Raw genomic sequence first — 16,496 nt, forward strand, 5'->3', positions numbered from 1 at the left:
CTCATCCTTCTTTTCGTCCGTGATTGCCCGGCGTCTTGTCGCCAGTCACTTCGCGGTACCACAACTCATGGTGCTTGCGTGCCCAGGCGCGGCTTACCCAACCATGCAGCATGGCGCCGATCGAACCCTTGATCCAGATGCCGGCGTAGATGTGCACGATGATGCTGAGGACCAGCACGAACGCCGCCAGCGCGTGGAGCAGTGCAGACAAGCGAATGACATCGATGCCGAACCAATGGCTGAAGTACGCCCGCCAGATCACCACACCACTGACCAGCAGCACCAGCATGCACAACAGCAGGGTCCAGAACAGCAGCTTCTGCCCGGCGTTGTACTTGCCAATGGGTGGCACGCCATCCTCACGATTGACCATCACCCGATCAATGCGACGCAACCACAGGCGGTCATTCGCGGTGATGAAGTTGGCGCGCCAGAAGCGGATCACCAGGCCGAGGAAAAAAACGAACATCGCCACACCCATGAACGGGTGCAATATGCGTGTCCACGGCCCTCCACCGAACAGGTGGCTGAGCCAAAACAGCGCTGGGTGGAAAAGCGCCAGCCCGGAAAGCCCGGCCATGAAGAACAGGATGGCGACGATCCAGTGGTTGGTCCGCTCGTTGGCGTTGTAGCGCAGGATAGGTTTGTTGTCGTTCATGGCCGCTGCTCCCCTTGCCCACCGGGCTGCTTCGGATCGTAAACGTGCACTGCCGGGTCCACCTGATGCACGCTGTCATCGGGCGACGTGGGGTGCTCGTCCTCCTCTACCCGTTGCGGGCCAACCCGCACATAGTGGAAGAACCCGGCCAACACCGCGGCACCCATGGCCAACAGCGCCAGCGGCTTGGTAAAGCCCTTCCACAGCCCCACCAGCGAGCTGATCACCGGCTGGTCCGGCAAGCCGGCGTACAGCCTCGGCGTGTCGGCATGATGCAGCACGTACATCACATGGGTGCCACCGACGCCATCCGGGTCGTACAGCCCAGCGTTGTCGTAGCCCCGTGACTTCAGGTCGACGATGCGCTCGGCGGCGTGCACCTTCATTTCTTCCTTGCTGCCGAACACGATCGCCCCGGTCGGGCAGGTTTTCACGCAGGCCGGCTCCAGGCCCACGGTCACGCGGTCGGAACATAAGGTGCACTTGTACGCCTTGTGGTCCTTCTGCGAGATCCGCGGGATGTTGAACGGGCAGCCGGTGATGCAGTAGCCGCAACCGATGCAGTGGTCCTGGTTGAAATCGACGATACCGTTGGCGTGTTTGATGATGGCCCCCGGGCTTGGGCACGCCTTCAGGCACCCTGGGTCGGCGCAGTGCATGCAGCCATCCTTGCGGATCAGCCACTCCAGGTTGCCGTCGTCGCGCTCGTGCTCGGTAAAGCGCATCAGGGTCCAGGTCTCGGCAGTGAGGTCCTGGGGGTTGTCATAGGTGCCGTGGTTGTGGCCGACCTCGTCACGCAGTTCGTTCCATTCCGAACATGCCACCTGGCAGGCCTTGCAGCCGATGCACTTGGTGGTGTCGATCAGCTTGGCCACTTCCTGCTGCTGGCGTACCGAAGGCGGTACGGTGGTGGTGGCCGAGCGGGCGATGATGTCTTGGCTGGCCATCAGAGTTTCTCCACTTTGACGAGGAACGACTTGGACTCTGGCGTCTGGGTGTTGCCGTCACCAAGGAATGGCACCAGGGTGTTGGTCAGGTAGCCATGCCGGGTTGCGCCGGTGAAGCCCCAGTGCAGCGGGATGCCGATCTGGTGCACGGTCTGGTTGTTGACCTGCAGCGGGCGAATCCGCTTGGTTACCACCGCCACCGCATCGATATGCCCGCGCTTGCTCGACACCCGCACCCGGTCACCCGCCTTGATGCCTTTCTCATTGGCCAGCACCTCGCCGATCTCGACGAACTGCTCGGGCTGGGCAATGGCGTTGAGCCGGCAGTGCTTGCTCCAGAAGTGGAAGTGCTCGGTCAGCCGGTACGTGGTCGCCGCATAGGGGAACTCGTGGTGCGTGCCTAGGGTGTCCCACACCGAATCGAAGATGCGCCCGGCCGGGTTGCTGACCACCTTCTTGTTCTGTGGGTGCAGCGGGTTGATGCCGATCGGCGTTTCAAACGGCTCGTAGTGCTCGGGGAACGGGCCTTCGGCCATTTTGTCGATGGCGAAGAAACGCGCCACGCCTTCGGGGTTCATGATGAACGGGTTCATGCCCGCTTCCGGTGGCGAGTCGACTTTGAAATCCGGCACGTCGGTACCGGTCCAGGCCTTGCCGTTCCACCACACCAGGCGCTTTTTCTCCGGGTCCCACGGTTTGCCTTGCGGGTCGCTGGAGGCACGGTTGTAAAGGATGCGACGGTTGGCCGGCCAGGCCCAGGCCCAGTTTTGCACCTGGTGCATGCCGTACGGGTCGCTGTTGTCACGACGGGCCATCTGGTTGCCCTGCTCGGTCCAGCTGCCGGCAAAGATCCAGCAACCGGATGCCGTGCTGCCGTCGTCCTTCATCTGGGCGAACCCTGACAACTGCTGGCCGGCCTTGAGCATTGCACCAGTGGCGTCGGTAAGGTCGGTGACTGCCCAACCGTTCATTTCCTTGGCCAGTTCCTCCGGAGATGGCTCGTCAGGAATCTTGTACGGCCAGCTGATGTTCATCATCGCGTCAGGGTAGGCGCCACCCTCGGCCTGGTAGCGTTGACGCAGGCGCAGGAACAGCTCGCTCATGATCTGCACATCGGTACGGGTCTCGCCCGGGCCGTCGGCGCCCTTCCAGTGCCACTGCAGCCAGCGGCTGCTGTTGACCAGCGAGCCATCTTCTTCGGCAAAGCAGGTGGTGGGCAGGCGGATCACTTCGGTCTGGATACTGGCCGTGTCGACATCGTTGAACGGCCCGGCGTTGCGCCAGAACTCAGATGTTTCGGTGGCCAGCGGGTCCATGATCACCAGCCACTTGAGCTTGCCCAAGGCGGCAGTAACGCGGTTCTTGTCCGGCAGCGCGGCGATCGGGTTGAAGCCTTGGCACACGTAGCCGTTGACCTTGCCCTGGCCCATCATCTCGAACATGCGCAGCACGTCGTAGGCCGGCACATCGAGCTTGGGCAGCCAGTCGTAGCCCCAGTTGTTTTCGGCCGTGGCGTTGGCGCCGTACCAGGCCTTCATCAAGCTCACGTGGAACTTGCCGTAGTTCTGCCAGTAAGACAGCTGCCCCGGGCGCAGTGGTTTGGACGCGCGCTTGTCGATGTAGCTGGCGTAGTCCTGCTCGGCATCGCCCGCCAGGGTCAGGTAGCCCGGCAGCGAGTTGGACAGCAGGCCGAGGTCGGTCAGGCCCTGGATGTTGGAGTGCCCGCGCAAGGCGTTGACCCCGCCCCCTGGCATGCCAACGTTGCCCAGCAGCAGCTGGACCATGGCCGCACTGCGGATGATCTGCGCACCGATGGAGTGTTGCGTCCAGCCCAATGCATAGAGAATCGTCATGGTCTTGCCCGGTGCCGAGCACGTGGCAATCTCTTCCCAGACTTTCATCATGGCATCCTGGGGCATGCCACAGATCATGCTGGCCAGTTCCGGGGTATAACGGCTGTAGTGCTGCTTCATCAGCTGGAACACGCAGCGAGGGTGCTGCAGGGTCGGGTCGACCTTGGCAAAACCGTCCTCACCCAGCTCGTAACCCCAGCCGGACTTGTCGGCATACACACGCTTGGCCTCGTCGTAGCCGCTGAACAGCCCGTCTTCGAAACCATAGGTCTCTTTGACGATGAACGACACGTCGGTGTAGTTGTGCACGTATTCGTGCTGGATCTTGTCAGTGCTCAGCAGGTAGTTGATCAGCCCGCCCATGAAGGCGATGTCGGTACCAGTACGAATCGGCGCATAGTAGTCCGCCACCGAAGCGGTACGGGTAAACCTTGGGTCGACCACGATCAGCCGCGCCTTGTTGTGCGCCTTGGCCTCGGTCACCCATTTGAAGCCGCACGGGTGCGCTTCTGCTGCGTTGCCACCCATCACCAGGACCAGATTCGCGTTGGCGATATCGGACCAGTGATTGGTCATGGCGCCACGGCCATACGTCGGGGCAAGACTTGCCACCGTCGGGCCATGTCAGACACGTGCCTGGTTATCGAACCCCAGCATGCCTGTTGCGCGGACGACCTTGTGGGTCAGGTAGCCAGCCTCGCTGGAGGCGGCGGAGGCAGCAAGAAAACCGGTGGTGAGCCAGCGGTTGACGGTTTGCCCCTGGGCGTTCTTCTCGATGAAGTTGGCGTCGCGGTCCTGCTTCATCAACCCGGCAACGCGGTCGAGCGCCTCGTCCCAGCTGACCCGTACCCACTCCTGGCTGCCCGGCTTGCGCACCTCGGGGTACTGCAAGCGGCTCGGGCTGTGGATAAAGTCCAGCAGGCCGGCGCCTTTCGGGCAGAGGGTGCCGCGGTTGACCGGGTGGTCGGCGTCACCTTCGATGTGGATGATGTTCTGTTTGACGTTTTTGCCCGCATCGCCCTGGCTGTACAGGATCAGGCCGCAGCCGACCGAGCAGTAGGGGCAGGTATTGCGGGTCTCGATGGTATGCGCCAACTTGAAGTGGCGCACCTGCTCGGCGAATGCCGGCGTCGGGGCCATGCCCAACGCCGCCAGACTCGAGCCTCCAAGGCCGACGGCGGCGACCTTGAAGAATTGCCGACGGTTGAGGTCCATCGTGCACTCCTGATCAGGTGGTGGACGCACGGAACATGGCCGGCGCCTCTTGGTAGTCACGGTGGCGACTTTTTGGTGGTCGCCAATGGTTAAGACTAGTCAAGAATCGGGAAGGTGCGATGACATGGGTCAGGGGTGGGATTGATTGTGCATGTCTTAAGTTTGCATGAGGGCTTCCAGGTGCCTGCCTCGGGATCCATGGTGCCTGTGAGATCGAGCGCCGCGCGGGCGGCGCTCGATCTCACAGGCGCTGCATGGGTTGTGGCGGGCACCTGGCGGCCCTCACCCATTCTGCTGACTTCGCCCATCACTGTCGGAAATGGACTACATAACTCCCAGCAGAAACTGGCTAGGTTGAAACAAATTCCGACAAAGGGATCTGTCTCAATGAATATCAAGCCCCTCCTCCTGAGCGTACTAATCGCCGGCTCAGGCATCCTGGCCCCCAGTTCTGCAGCTGCCTCGGGCGAAACACCTTCGCCACTCACGTCGCAACAAGCGCGAAAAATGACCGCAGCCGCCGAACGGGCGGCCTCTGCCCAAGGCTACGCGATCGTCATCAGCATCATCGACAACCATGGCAACCTGAAACACTTCCACCGCATGGACGGCACCAGCAGCGGCAGCATCAAGGTGGCGCAACTCAAGGCTGCCACCTCTGCCCGCTTCCCCTTGTCTTCGCGCGCACTTGGCGAACGCAGCTCCGCACACCCCGCCCACCCCTATGCATCATTACCGGGCTTCACCTTGCTGGAAGGAGGCCTGCCGATCATGAACAAGAACGGCATGCATATCGGCGGTATTGGTATTAGCGGTGCCACGCCGGAGCTGGATGCACAGTTTGCCCAGGCGGCGCTTGAAGAACTGTAAGCCCAGGAAGCCGCACTCGGGGTCTGAATGCGGCATCTTCAATACCCGCTCTCCGAAGCCCGCAACAACGAATAAAAATGAGCCTGGCCCTGCCGGCGTCGCAAGATCACCCGGCGAGATGTAGCAAGACGGCCCCTGCCAAAACCAGAGTTACCCCCAATAGCTGAAAACCCGACAAACGTTCTTGATAAAATACAAAGCCAAGTATTGCGGCAACGCCACCTGACAACGTACTGATCACCGTAACAACGGATAGCGACCCGTTAATCGCCCCCCAAGAGAAGGCAGAAAAGCCGCCAAGGTTAAACAAGCTGGCAGAGCACAATGTCACGCTAGTCCTAAGACCTATGGACGCCCAGCCCCTCATGAGTCTGAATGCTTCAGGCATCAGGATAATTACGCCTGTTGCATACCCCAACGCCAACATGTTCACTGGTCCTAGGAGCGGCAATGCATATTTACCTTGGAGCCAAAAGCTGACGCCATAAAGCCCCGCTGCCAGTAGTGCAAAACCAATGACTGAACGACTCACAGTTTGCTCACACCCGCCCGACTTGGAACCGCTGCTACTGGCCAATACCACGCCAGTAAAGCAGACCAGCAGGCCGAACACTTGCAATACCGAAAGCACATCACCTCCCAGCCAGGCCAACAATGTGGTGAAGACACCATATGAAGTGACCAGTGGCGCCACCACCACTGTCTTGCCGATAGCAAAGGCTTTGGATAACGACAATGCACCAAGGACCGTACATAGCGCTGCGATGCCGCCATAAAGCAATGCGCTCGTAGGCGCCGACTGTACTCTTTCCAGTTGATCCGCAGAGGTCGCGACAATTCCTCCTATTAGGAGAAAACCTAAAAGCTGGCCCAGAAAAACTGCACACCTGATCCCAACGGCCCGCGCATTAACACCCACTAGGAAATCCGTGGCCCCCCAGAGCACAGCGGCTAACAGTCCCATCATTACATCCACGCCCTATCTCCCCCTGATTGACCAAGAGGAGATACTAAACAGCAGAAGAGCTTATGGGTGGCAATTCGAAAACTTCAGAAGAGTCCTACATACAAAGTAAATTATCTGATCTTCCGCACGTGTTTGTTACAAGCTATTGACTCTCTACCGACCACATAGAAGTTCTCTTATGCGTCCCTTAAGCCAGGGAGTCGCACGACAGCCCATAAAAAAACCCAGGGCAACTACCCTGGGTTTCTGGTCTAGCTAGACGCCTAACCGCTCTTATCAGAACGGAATATCGTCATCAAAGCTGTCAAAGTCAGCCGCCGGCTGAGGCGCAGGCTGCTGTGGCGCCGGACGCTGTTGCTGCTGCGGGCGCTGGGCCTGCTGACGTGGCGGGGCCTGGTTGTACTGTTGCGGCTGGCCACCACCCTGGTTGAAGTTGCCGCCACCTTGGTTGTACGGGTCGCCGCCCTGCTGTTGACCCTGCGGACGACCGCCGAGCAGCTGCATGGTGCCGTTGATGTCGACGATGATCTCGGTGGTGTAACGCTTGATGCCGTCTTTTTCCCACTCGCGGGTCTGCAGCTTGCCTTCGATGTAGCACTGCGAACCTTTGCGCAGGTACTCGCCGGCGATTTCGGCAACCTTGCCGAACAGCGACACACGGTGCCACTCGGTACGCTCGACCTTCTGGCCCGACTGCTTGTCGGTCCACTGCTCGCTGGTGGCCAGGCTCAGGTTGGTCACGGCGTTACCGTTGGGCAGGTAGCGGACTTCGGGATCCTGGCCACAGGTGCCGACCAGAATGACTTTGTTAACCCCACGGGCCATAACGTTCTCCTAGGCTTCGCACGCCGAAGAGGCTGGGTTCACCAGTCGCTCGAGGGTCGCACGGTCCAAAATTTTCGTATCCAGTTTGATATAGATGGCGGCTTCTTCTGCCACCACAACGGCGTCGGTCACTCCCGGCACGGCCATCAGGCGCTCGGTCAGGCCGGCTTCCCGGACTGCCTCTGGCGTCAGCGGCATGCGCAGGCTGGTCACATAGGGCGGCTCGTTCATGCGCAAGGCAACTACGAGCCAGATGGCACACAGCACCGCACAACCGAGGAACACCATGTTCAGCCCGCCGTGCTGGAACAACCAGCCACCGAGGATGCCTCCCAAGGCAGCGCCAAGGAACTGGCTGGTGGAATAAACCCCCATTGCCGTCCCCTTGCCACCGGCAGGCGACACCTTGCTGACCAGCGAAGGCAGCGAAGCCTCCAGCAGGTTGAATGCGGTAAAGAATACCACGGTGCCAATCACCAGTCCGCGCAAACCGTCAGCCCACTCCCAGAAGTATATCTCTGTCAGCAGCAGGACACTGACCGCGCCAGCCAACACACGTTTCATCTTGCGCTTTTTTTCGCCGTAGATAATGAACGGGACCATTGCAAAAAATGAGATGAACAACGCGGTCAGGTAGACCCACCAGTGTTCTTCCTTGGGCAGCCCCCCGCGCTCGACGAAGGCCAGTGGCAATGCGACGAAGCTGGCCATGAGAATGGCGTGCAGAACGAAGATGCCCACGTCCAGGCGCAGAAGGTCCGGATGGCGCAGGGTCGGGCCGATGGCCTGGCGTGCCACACCCGACTCGCGGTGCTGCAGGGTGCTGTGCGTGTTGGGCACGACAAAAGCGACCAACAGGATGCCGACCAACGCAAGCCCAGCCGTGGCCAGGAACAATCCTGACAACCCAAAGGCACTTGTCAGCAATGGGCCGACGACCATGGCGACAGCAAACGACAGGCCGATGCTCATGCCGATCATGGCCATGGCCTTGGTCCGGTGTTGCTCGCGGGTGAGGTCGGACAGCAGCGCCATGACGGCGGCAGAAATCGCCCCGGCGCCCTGCAGGATACGCCCGGCGATCACCCCCCAGATTGAGTCGGCCTGGGCCGCCAGTACGCTGCCCAGGGCAAAGATCACCAGCCCCAGGTAAATCACCGGCCGACGGCCGATGCGGTCGGAAATCATCCCGAACGGAATCTGCAATACCGCCTGGGTCAGGCCATAGGCGCCAATGGCCAGGCCGATCAGCGCTGGCGTGGCGCCGGCCAGGTCCATGCCGTAGGTGGCCAGTACCGGCAAGACCATGAACATGCCCAGCATACGAAAGGCAAAGACCAGGGCCAGGCCGCCAGCAGCGCGGGTTTCGCCGCTGCTCATGCGCTCGTTGTGGGTGTCGTGCATGGATTAACCTCGTGTGAACCGGCGGCGATTCTATCAGTCCGACAGCCTGACGGCATCTACGCGACGCTTTGCCGCGTACTGGCAGCGCGCCGTATACTTCCTTGTTTATGCCCGCCAAGCGAGGCCGCAGTGGACAAGATCCTGATTCGTGGGGCACGGACCCACAACCTGAAGAACATCGACCTGACCCTGCCCCGGGACAAGCTGATCGTGATCACCGGCCTGTCCGGTTCCGGCAAGTCGTCCCTGGCATTCGACACCCTGTATGCCGAAGGCCAGCGCCGTTACGTGGAATCGCTGTCAGCCTACGCCCGGCAGTTCCTGTCGATGATGGAAAAGCCTGACGTCGATACGATCGAAGGCCTGTCTCCGGCGATTTCCATCGAGCAGAAGTCGACCTCGCACAACCCACGCTCTACGGTTGGCACCATCACCGAAATCTACGATTACCTGCGCCTGCTGTATGCCCGCGTCGGTACCCCACGCTGCCCCGACCACGATATCCCGTTGGAAGCACAAACGGTCAGCCAGATGGTCGACCTGGTGCTGGAGCGCCCGGAAGGCAGCAAGTTGATGCTGCTGGCGCCGGTAGTGCGCGAGCGCAAGGGTGAGCACCTGGCGGTATTCGATGAGTTGCGTGCCCAGGGCTTTGTACGCGCCCGGGTCAACGGCAAACTCTGTGAGCTCGACGAACTGCCCAAGCTGGACAAGCAAAAGAAGCACAGCATCGACGTGGTGGTGGACCGCTTCAAAGTCCGCGCCGACCTGCAGCAACGCTTGGCCGAATCGTTCGAAACAGCGCTGAAGCTGGCCGACGGCATCGCCTTGGTTGCACCGATGGATGACGAAGAAGGCGAAGAGATGATTTTCTCTGCGCGGTTCGCCTGCCCGGTGTGCGGCCACGCGATCAGCGAGCTGGAGCCGAAGCTGTTCTCCTTCAACAACCCGGCCGGCGCCTGCCCGACCTGTGATGGCCTGGGAGTGAAGCAGTTTTTCGACACCAAGCGCCTGGTCAATGCCGAGCTCACCCTGGCCGAAGGTGCGATTCGTGGCTGGGACCGGCGCAACGTGTACTACTTCCAGATGCTCGGCTCGCTGGCCGCGCATTATGGCTTCAGCCTGGAAGAACCGTTCTGCGAGCTTTCGGCCGATCACCAGAAAGTGATCCTGCAAGGCAGTGGCAAGCAGAGCGTCGACTTCAAGTACCTCAATGACCGTGGCGATATCGTCAAACGCTCGCACCCGTTCGAAGGCATCGTGCCGAACCTTGAGCGCCGCTACCGCGAAACCGAGTCCGCCACCGTGCGCGAAGAGCTGGCCAAGTTCCTCGGCACGCAACCCTGCCCGGATTGCCGCGGCACCCGCCTGCGCCGCGAGGCACGCCATGTATGGGTGGGCGAGAAGACCCTGCCAGCAGTGACCAACCTGCCGATCGGTGACGCCAGCAGCTACTTCGCCGAACTGACACTGACCGGCCGCCGTGGCGAAATTGCGGCGAAGATTCTCAAGGAAATCTGCGAACGCCTGCAGTTCCTGGTCAACGTCGGCCTCGACTACCTCACCCTGGACCGCAGCGCCGACACCTTGTCTGGTGGCGAAGCGCAGCGTATCCGCCTGGCCAGCCAGATCGGCGCCGGCCTGGTAGGGGTGATGTACATCCTCGATGAACCGTCCATCGGCCTTCATCAGCGCGACAACGACCGCCTGCTGGGCACCCTCAACCACCTGCGCGACCTGGGTAACACGGTGATCGTGGTGGAGCATGACGAGGACGCCATTCGCTTGGCCGACTACGTGGTCGACATTGGCCCGGGGGCCGGAGTGCACGGTGGCCAGATCGTCGCCGAGGGCACGCCCCAGCAGGTCATGGACCACCCTGATTCACTCACCGGTAAGTACCTGTCCGGGCGCAAGAAGATTGTCGTGCCGGCCAAGCGCACACCGCGCAACAAAAAGCTGCAGCTCAAGCTCAAGGGCGCGCGCGGCAACAACCTGCAGAACGTCGACCTGGAAGTGCCGATCGGCCTGCTGACCTGCGTGACCGGGGTCTCCGGTTCGGGCAAATCGACACTGATCAACAACACCCTGTTCCCGCTGGCTGCCACTGCCCTCAATGGCGCAAGCACCCTGGAGGCCGCCCCGCACAACAGCATGGACGGCTTGCAGCACCTGGACAAAGTGGTGGACATCGACCAAAGCCCGATCGGCCGCACCCCGCGCTCGAACCCGGCGACCTACACCGGCATATTCACACCCGTCCGCGAGCTTTTCTCCGGCGTGCCGGAATCGCGTTCGCGTGGTTATGGCCCGGGGCGCTTCTCGTTCAACGTCAAGGGTGGGCGCTGTGAGGCCTGCCAGGGCGATGGCCTGATCAAGGTTGAAATGCACTTCCTGCCCGACATCTACGTGCCCTGCGACGTTTGCAAGAGCAAGCGTTACAACCGCGAAACCCTGGAGATCAAGTACAAGGGCAAGAACATCCACGAGGTGCTGGAAATGACCATCGAGGATGCCCGAGCGTTCTTCGATGCGGTGCCGGCACTGGCGCGCAAGCTGCAAACGTTGATGGATGTGGGCCTGTCGTACATCAAACTGGGCCAGTCGGCGACCACATTGTCTGGCGGTGAAGCGCAGCGGGTGAAGCTGTCACGCGAGTTGTCCAAACGCGATACCGGCAAGACCCTGTACATCCTCGATGAGCCGACCACAGGCCTGCACTTTGCTGATATACAGCAGCTGCTGGACGTTCTGCATCGTTTGCGCGACCACGGCAACACCGTGGTGGTGATCGAGCACAACCTGGATGTGATCAAGACCGCCGACTGGCTGGTGGACCTGGGGCCAGAGGGCGGCTCCAAGGGTGGGCAGATCATTGCTTGCGGTACACCCGAAGAGCTGTGCGAGATGAAACAATCGTATACAGGGCATTACCTGAAACCGCTGCTGGAGCGGGATCGGGCCTGAGCGTTTCCGGTGCAATGAAAAAGCCCCTGGTACCGTTGGTGCCAGGGGCTTTTTCTTGAGGCTGTGGATAACTTACATCTGCGACTGCAGGTAGTTCTCCAGGCCAATGGCCTTGATCAGACCTTGCTGCTTCTCCAGCCAGTAGGTGTGATCTTCTTCGGTATCAGCCAATTGCGCACGGAGAATGTCACGGCTGATGTAGTCCTTGTGCAGCTCGCACAGCTCGATGCCTTTGCACAAGGCACCACGCACCTTGTATTCGAGCTTGAGGTCAGCCTCGATCATTTCCGGCACGGTGCTGCCGACTTCCAGGTCGTCCGCCCGCATGTCAGGAGTGCCTTCGAGCATGAGGATGCGACGCATCAGGGCATCAGCGTGCTGCGTCTCTTCTTCCATCTCGTGGTTGATACGCTCGTAGAGCTTGGACAGGCCCCAGTCTTCGTACATGCGCGAATGAATGAAGTACTGGTCGCGTGCCGCCAGTTCGCCCTTCAGCAGCGTGACGAGGTAGTTGATTACGTCTGGGTGGCCTTGCATCGCCCTGCTTCTCCATGTGAGTACGTCTATGCCACACAGTGTGAACCAGCTTTTGCCTGCGGTCACTGAAAAACGCGCAATCAGACGCAAAAAATCGGCTAAACAGTAGTGATATTCATTGAAAAACCGCCCAAATGAGGGCGGTTCTGCTTATCACTTAGAGTCAGGCCAGATTGATGCCCAAGGCCTTGGCAATCCCTTCGCCATAGGCCGGGTCGGCCTTGAAGAAGTAATGCAACTGGCGCTGGATTACATCTTGGCTGACACCTGCCATGGTCCCGGCGATGTTACTTATCAACAGCGCCTTCTGCTCATCGCTCATCAGGCGGAACAGCGCACCGGCGTGGCTGAAGTAGTCGGTGTCCTCACGATGATCGTATCGGTCAGCCGAACCGTTCAGGGGCAGTGCTGGCTCGGCATGACGTGGCGACTGCTTAGGTGCCTCAGCGTAGCTGTTAGGCTCGTAGTTCGGCGCACTGCCATAGCTGCCGGTAGCCATGGAGCCGTCGCGCTGGTAACTGTTGACTGGGCAGCGTGGCGCATTCACCGGCAACTGTTGATGATTGGTACCCACACGGTAGCGGTGGGCATCTGCGTAGGCGAATACACGGCCCTGCAGCATGCGGTCCGGCGACAGGCCCACCCCTGGCACCATATTGCTCGGCCCGAACGCGGCCTGCTCCACTTCAGAGAAGTAGTTGAGCGGGTTACGGTTGAGTTCCAGCACGCCGACCTCGATCAACGGGTAGTCCTTCTGCGACCAGGTCTTTGTTACATCGAAGGGGTTTTCGTCACGGCTGGCAGCCTCGGCTTCGCTCATCACCTGAATGCATACGGTCCAACGCGGATAGTCACCACGCCCGATTGCCTCGAACAGGTCACGCTGGGCGTAATCCGGGTCGGTACCCGCCAGGCGTGCAGCATCTGCCGGGGCGAGGTTCTTGATGCCCTGCTGGGTCTTGAAATGCCATTTGACCCAGGTGCGCTCCCCCTTGGCGTTGATCAAGCTGTAAGTGTGGCTGCCAAAGCCGTGCATATGGCGATAGCCGTCCGGAATACCGCGGTCCGAGAACAGAATAGTGACCTGGTGCAGCGCCTCGGGAGAGTGCGACCAGAAATCCCACATCATCTGGGCGTTCTTCAGGTTGGATTGGGGGTGACGCTTCTGGGTGTGGATAAAGTCCGGGAATTTCAGTGGATCGCGAATGAAGAACACCGGCGTGTTGTTACCCACGATGTCCCAGTTACCTTCCTCGGTGTAAAACTTGACGGCAAAACCACGTGGGTCGCGCTCGGTGTCTGCAGAGCCACGTTCGCCACCGACAGTGGAGAAACGAAGGAAAGTTTCTGTTTGCTTGCCGATTTGCTCAAACAGCCTTGCACTGGAGTACTGGGTGATATCGCGGTTTACCGTGAAGGTACCGTAGGCACCCGAACCCTTGGCGTGCACACGGCGTTCAGGAATGTTCTCGCGGTTGAAATGGGCGAGCTTCTCGATCAGGTGGAAGTCGTCGAGCAACAGCGGGCCGCGCGGGCCGGCGGAACGGGAGTTCTGGTTATCGGCTACTGGCGCACCGCTGGCGGTAGTAAGAATCTTGCTCATGGGCTCTCCTTATCGGTCTTCAAGCGCCGGCTAATCGGCTTGGAGAGAGTATTGACGAGCAACGTTACATGAACAAATTCATTACATGACTTGTATCAATAGAAAATGCCAATATAAACAGACACAAAAAACCGGGCACTAGGCCCGGTTCTTTGTAGCAGACAGAACGTCTTACTCAGCGGCTTCTACAGCACCGCCGACAGGACGATCAACCAGCTCGACGTACGCCATAGGCGCGTTGTCGCCAGCGCGGAAACCGCACTTCAGGATGCGCAGGTAGCCGCCCTGACGGGTGGCGTAACGCTTGCCCAGGTCGTTGAACAGTTTGCCAACAGCGGACTTCGAACGGGTACGGTCGAAGGCCAGACGACGGTTAGCAACGCTGTCTTCCTTGGCCAGGGTGATCAGCGGCTCGGCAACGCGGCGCAGTTCCTTGGCTTTCGGCAGGGTGGTTTTGATCAGCTCGTGCTCGATCAACGACACTGCCATGTTCTGGAACATAGCCTTGCGGTGAGAGCTGGTACGGCTCAGGTGACGTCCACTTTTACGATGACGCATGATTCATTCCTTACCAAACACTACGTTCGGTGATTACGACGATCAGGCGGTCGCCTTGTCGTCTTTCTTAAGACTTGCAGGCGGCCAGTTGTCGAGGCGCATGCCGAGAGACAGACCACGAGAGGCCAGGACGTCCTTGATTTCAGTCAGGGACTTCTTGCCCAGGTTAGGAGTCTTCAACAGCTCTACTTCGGTACGCTGAATCAGGTCGCCGATGTAGTAGATGTTCTCCGCCTTGAGGCAGTTGGCCGAACGTACAGTCAGTTCCAGGTCGTCAACCGGACGCAGCAGGATCGGATCGATCTCGTCTTCCTGCTCGACTACGACAGGTTCACTGTCACCTTTGAGGTCGACGAACGCGGCCAACTGCTGTTGCAGGATGGTCGCAGCGCGGCGGATAGCCTCTTCAGGATCCAGGGTGCCGTTGGTTTCCAGATCAATGACCAGCTTGTCCAGGTTGGTACGCTGTTCAACACGGGCGTTTTCGACCACATAGGCGATACGACGCACCGGGCTGAACGAAGCGTCCAACTGCAGACGGCCAATGCTACGGCTTTCGTCTTCGTCGGTTTGACGGGAGTCAGCCGGCTCGTAACCGCGACCACGAGCTACAGTGAGCTTCATGTTCAGGGCGCCATTCGACGCCAGGTTCGCGATTACGTGATCGGGGTTGACGATCTCGACATCGTGATCCAGCTGAATATCGGCAGCGGTAACCACCCCCGAACCCTTTTTCGACAAGGTCAGCGTAACTTCGTCACGACCGTGCAGTTTGATAGCCAGGCCTTTCAGGTTCAACAGGATTTCAATTACGTCTTCCTGAACACCTTCGATCGCGGAGTACTCGTGGAGTACGCCATCGATCTCGGCCTCGACTACTGCACAGCCAGGCATGGAGGACAACAGGATGCGGCGCAGCGCGTTGCCCAGGGTGTGGCCGAAGCCACGCTCGAGAGGCTCGAGCGTGATCTTGGCGCGGGTCGGACTGACTACCTGCACATCAATGTGGCGGGGAGTCAGGAACTCATTTACCGAAATCTGCATGGATGCACCTATTTTCTAGCCCTTACTTGGAGTAGAGCTCGACAATCAGGTTTTCGTTGATGTCGGCAGACAGGTCGCTGCGAGCAGGAACGTTCTTGAAAACGCCCGACTTTTTAGCAGCATCCACGTCAACCCACTCAACGCGGCCACGCTGGGCGCACAGTTCAAGGGCTTGAACAATGCGCAGCTGGGCCAGCGACTTCTCGCGGACCGCGACCACGTCACCCGGACGAACTTGGTAGGATGGAATGTTTACAGTCTTACCGTTGACGCTGATCGCTTTGTGCGAAACCAGCTGACGGGATTCGGAACGAGTCGAACCGAAGCCCATACGGTAGACGACGTTATCCAGACGGCACTCGAGCAGTTGCAGCAGGTTTTCACCAGTTGCGCCTTTTTTCGAGGCTGCAGCTTGGTAGTAACCGCGGAACTGACGCTCCAGAACACCGTAGATACGACGGACTTTTTGTTTCTCGCGCAGCTGGGTACCGTAGTCGGACTGACGGCCACGGCGCTGGCCGTGGATACCTGGGGCTGCTTCGATGTTGCACTTCGATTCCAGAGCGCGAACGCCGCTCTTCAGGAACAGATCGGTGCCTTCACGACGAGACAGTTTGCATTTTGGACCAATGTAACGTGCCATTCTTCTGTCTCCTGATTACACGCGGCGCTTCTTCGGCGGACGGCACCCGTTATGCGGGATTGGCGTCACGTCGGTGATGCTGGCGATCTTGTACCCGCAGCTGTTCAATGCACGAACGGCGGACTCACGACCTGGACCTGGACCCTTGACGTTAACGTCGAGGTTTTTCAGACCGTATTCCAGCGCAGCTTGACCAGCACGCTCAGCAGCAATCTGTGCTGCGAACGGGGTGGATTTGCGCGAACCACGGAAACCCGAACCACCGGAGGTCGCCCAGGACAAAGCATTGCCCTGACGGTCGGTGATGGTCACGATGGTGTTGTTGAAAGATGCATGGATGTGGGCGATGCCATCAACCACTGTCTTTTTGACTTTCTTACGAGGACGAGCAGCAGGTTTTGCCATGTC

General features: G+C 59.8%; 14 protein-coding genes. 2 read left to right on the forward strand and 12 right to left on the reverse strand.

All coding sequences use genetic code 11. From position 1 onward, the window contains the following. Position 1 precedes the first annotated feature (1 nt). The 3 genes from P0Y58_27385 to fdnG are packed head-to-tail and all read right to left on the reverse strand — an operon-like array spanning position 2 to position 4,673. Positions 2-658 (reverse strand): formate dehydrogenase subunit gamma, encoded by a 657-nt coding sequence (locus tag P0Y58_27385; protein ID WEK30558.1) that lies wholly within the window; start codon positions 656-658, stop codon positions 2-4. Next, positions 655-1,605, reverse strand: a complete 951-nt coding sequence (gene fdxH / locus P0Y58_27390; GenBank protein WEK30559.1) for a formate dehydrogenase subunit beta — start codon at positions 1,603-1,605, stop codon at positions 655-657. Before fdxH ends, P0Y58_27385 begins: the two co-directional genes overlap by 4 nt. Continuing rightward, positions 1,605-4,673, reverse strand: a complete 3,069-nt coding sequence (gene fdnG, locus P0Y58_27395; GenBank protein ID WEK30560.1) for a formate dehydrogenase-N subunit alpha — start codon at positions 4,671-4,673, stop codon at positions 1,605-1,607. The genes fdxH and fdnG overlap by 1 nt, the downstream gene beginning before the upstream one ends. A 387-nt stretch (positions 4,674-5,060) precedes the next feature. On the opposite strand from fdnG, the gene P0Y58_27400 reads away from it, so the two are divergent. Further along, entirely contained in the window at positions 5,061-5,543 is a 483-nt protein-coding gene (locus P0Y58_27400; GenBank protein ID WEK30561.1) for a heme-binding protein, read from the forward strand. A 106-nt stretch (positions 5,544-5,649) separates the two neighbouring features. Here the strand turns inward: P0Y58_27400 and P0Y58_27405 are convergent, their stop codons facing one another. The 3 genes from P0Y58_27405 to P0Y58_27415 form a co-directional block, all read right to left on the reverse strand. Continuing rightward, positions 5,650-6,519: a DMT family transporter gene (locus P0Y58_27405; protein ID WEK30562.1), complete on the reverse strand. Its 870-nt coding sequence runs from the start codon at positions 6,517-6,519 to the stop codon at positions 5,650-5,652. Positions 6,520-6,786: 267 nt separating this feature from the next. After that, the gene (locus P0Y58_27410) at positions 6,787-7,335 is read right to left on the reverse strand and encodes a single-stranded DNA-binding protein (GenBank protein ID WEK30563.1); all 549 of its coding nucleotides are present in this window, start codon (positions 7,333-7,335) and stop codon (positions 6,787-6,789) included. A 9-nt stretch (positions 7,336-7,344) separates the two neighbouring features. Next, positions 7,345-8,739, reverse strand: a complete 1,395-nt coding sequence (locus P0Y58_27415; GenBank protein ID WEK30564.1) for an MFS transporter — start codon at positions 8,737-8,739, stop codon at positions 7,345-7,347. Positions 8,740-8,868: 129 nt separating this feature from the next. On the opposite strand from P0Y58_27415, the gene uvrA reads away from it, so the two are divergent. Then, positions 8,869-11,703 carry an excinuclease ABC subunit UvrA gene (gene uvrA / locus P0Y58_27420; GenBank protein WEK30565.1) on the forward strand — a complete coding sequence of 945 codons (2,835 nt, stop codon included), beginning with the start codon at positions 8,869-8,871 and terminating at the stop codon, positions 11,701-11,703. Between the two features lie 72 nt (positions 11,704-11,775). Here the strand turns inward: uvrA and bfr are convergent, their stop codons facing one another. The 6 genes from bfr to rpsK form a co-directional block, all read right to left on the reverse strand. Next, positions 11,776-12,240, reverse strand: a complete 465-nt coding sequence (gene bfr, locus P0Y58_27425; GenBank protein ID WEK30566.1) for a bacterioferritin — start codon at positions 12,238-12,240, stop codon at positions 11,776-11,778. A 163-nt stretch (positions 12,241-12,403) separates the two neighbouring features. Beyond that, a complete protein-coding gene (locus P0Y58_27430; GenBank protein ID WEK30567.1) occupies positions 12,404-13,843 on the reverse strand; it encodes a catalase in 1,440 nt (479 codons plus the stop codon). A 171-nt stretch (positions 13,844-14,014) separates the two neighbouring features. Beyond that, a complete protein-coding gene (gene rplQ, locus P0Y58_27435) occupies positions 14,015-14,401 on the reverse strand; it encodes a 50S ribosomal protein L17 (protein ID WEK30568.1) in 387 nt (128 codons plus the stop codon). 42 nt (positions 14,402-14,443) lie between these two features. Continuing rightward, positions 14,444-15,445, reverse strand: coding sequence for a DNA-directed RNA polymerase subunit alpha (gene rpoA, locus P0Y58_27440; protein ID WEK30569.1), 1,002 nt, complete (start codon positions 15,443-15,445; stop codon positions 14,444-14,446). Between the two features lie 22 nt (positions 15,446-15,467). Then, positions 15,468-16,088, reverse strand: coding sequence for a 30S ribosomal protein S4 (gene rpsD, locus P0Y58_27445; GenBank protein ID WEK30570.1), 621 nt, complete (start codon positions 16,086-16,088; stop codon positions 15,468-15,470). Positions 16,089-16,103: 15 nt separating this feature from the next. After that, entirely contained in the window at positions 16,104-16,493 is a 390-nt protein-coding gene (gene rpsK / locus P0Y58_27450) for a 30S ribosomal protein S11 (GenBank protein ID WEK30571.1), read from the reverse strand. Positions 16,494-16,496: the final 3 nt, after the last annotated feature.

This window comes from Candidatus Pseudomonas phytovorans, assembly GCA_029202525.1.
GTDB classification, from domain to species: domain Bacteria; phylum Pseudomonadota; class Gammaproteobacteria; order Pseudomonadales; family Pseudomonadaceae; genus Aquipseudomonas; species Aquipseudomonas phytovorans.

Bases quoted from the DNA above. Each gene is read 5' to 3' on its own strand.
- P0Y58_27385 (WEK30558.1), bottom strand. From the start codon at position 658: ATGAACGACAACAAACCTATCCTGCGCTACAACGCCAACGAGCGGACC.
- fdxH (WEK30559.1), bottom strand. From the start codon at position 1,605: ATGGCCAGCCAAGACATCATCGCCCGCTCGGCCACCACCACCGTACCG.
- P0Y58_27400 (WEK30561.1), top strand. From the start codon at position 5,061: ATGAATATCAAGCCCCTCCTCCTGAGCGTACTAATCGCCGGCTCAGGC.
- P0Y58_27410 (WEK30563.1), bottom strand. From the start codon at position 7,335: ATGGCCCGTGGGGTTAACAAAGTCATTCTGGTCGGCACCTGTGGCCAG.
- P0Y58_27415 (WEK30564.1), bottom strand. From the start codon at position 8,739: ATGCACGACACCCACAACGAGCGCATGAGCAGCGGCGAAACCCGCGCT.
- bfr (WEK30566.1), bottom strand. From the start codon at position 12,240: ATGCAAGGCCACCCAGACGTAATCAACTACCTCGTCACGCTGCTGAAG.
- P0Y58_27430 (WEK30567.1), bottom strand. From the start codon at position 13,843: ATGAGCAAGATTCTTACTACCGCCAGCGGTGCGCCAGTAGCCGATAAC.
- rplQ (WEK30568.1), bottom strand. From the start codon at position 14,401: ATGCGTCATCGTAAAAGTGGACGTCACCTGAGCCGTACCAGCTCTCAC.
- rpoA (WEK30569.1), bottom strand. From the start codon at position 15,445: ATGCAGATTTCGGTAAATGAGTTCCTGACTCCCCGCCACATTGATGTG.
- rpsD (WEK30570.1), bottom strand. From the start codon at position 16,088: ATGGCACGTTACATTGGTCCAAAATGCAAACTGTCTCGTCGTGAAGGC.
- rpsK (WEK30571.1), bottom strand. From the start codon at position 16,493: ATGGCAAAACCTGCTGCTCGTCCTCGTAAGAAAGTCAAAAAGACAGTG.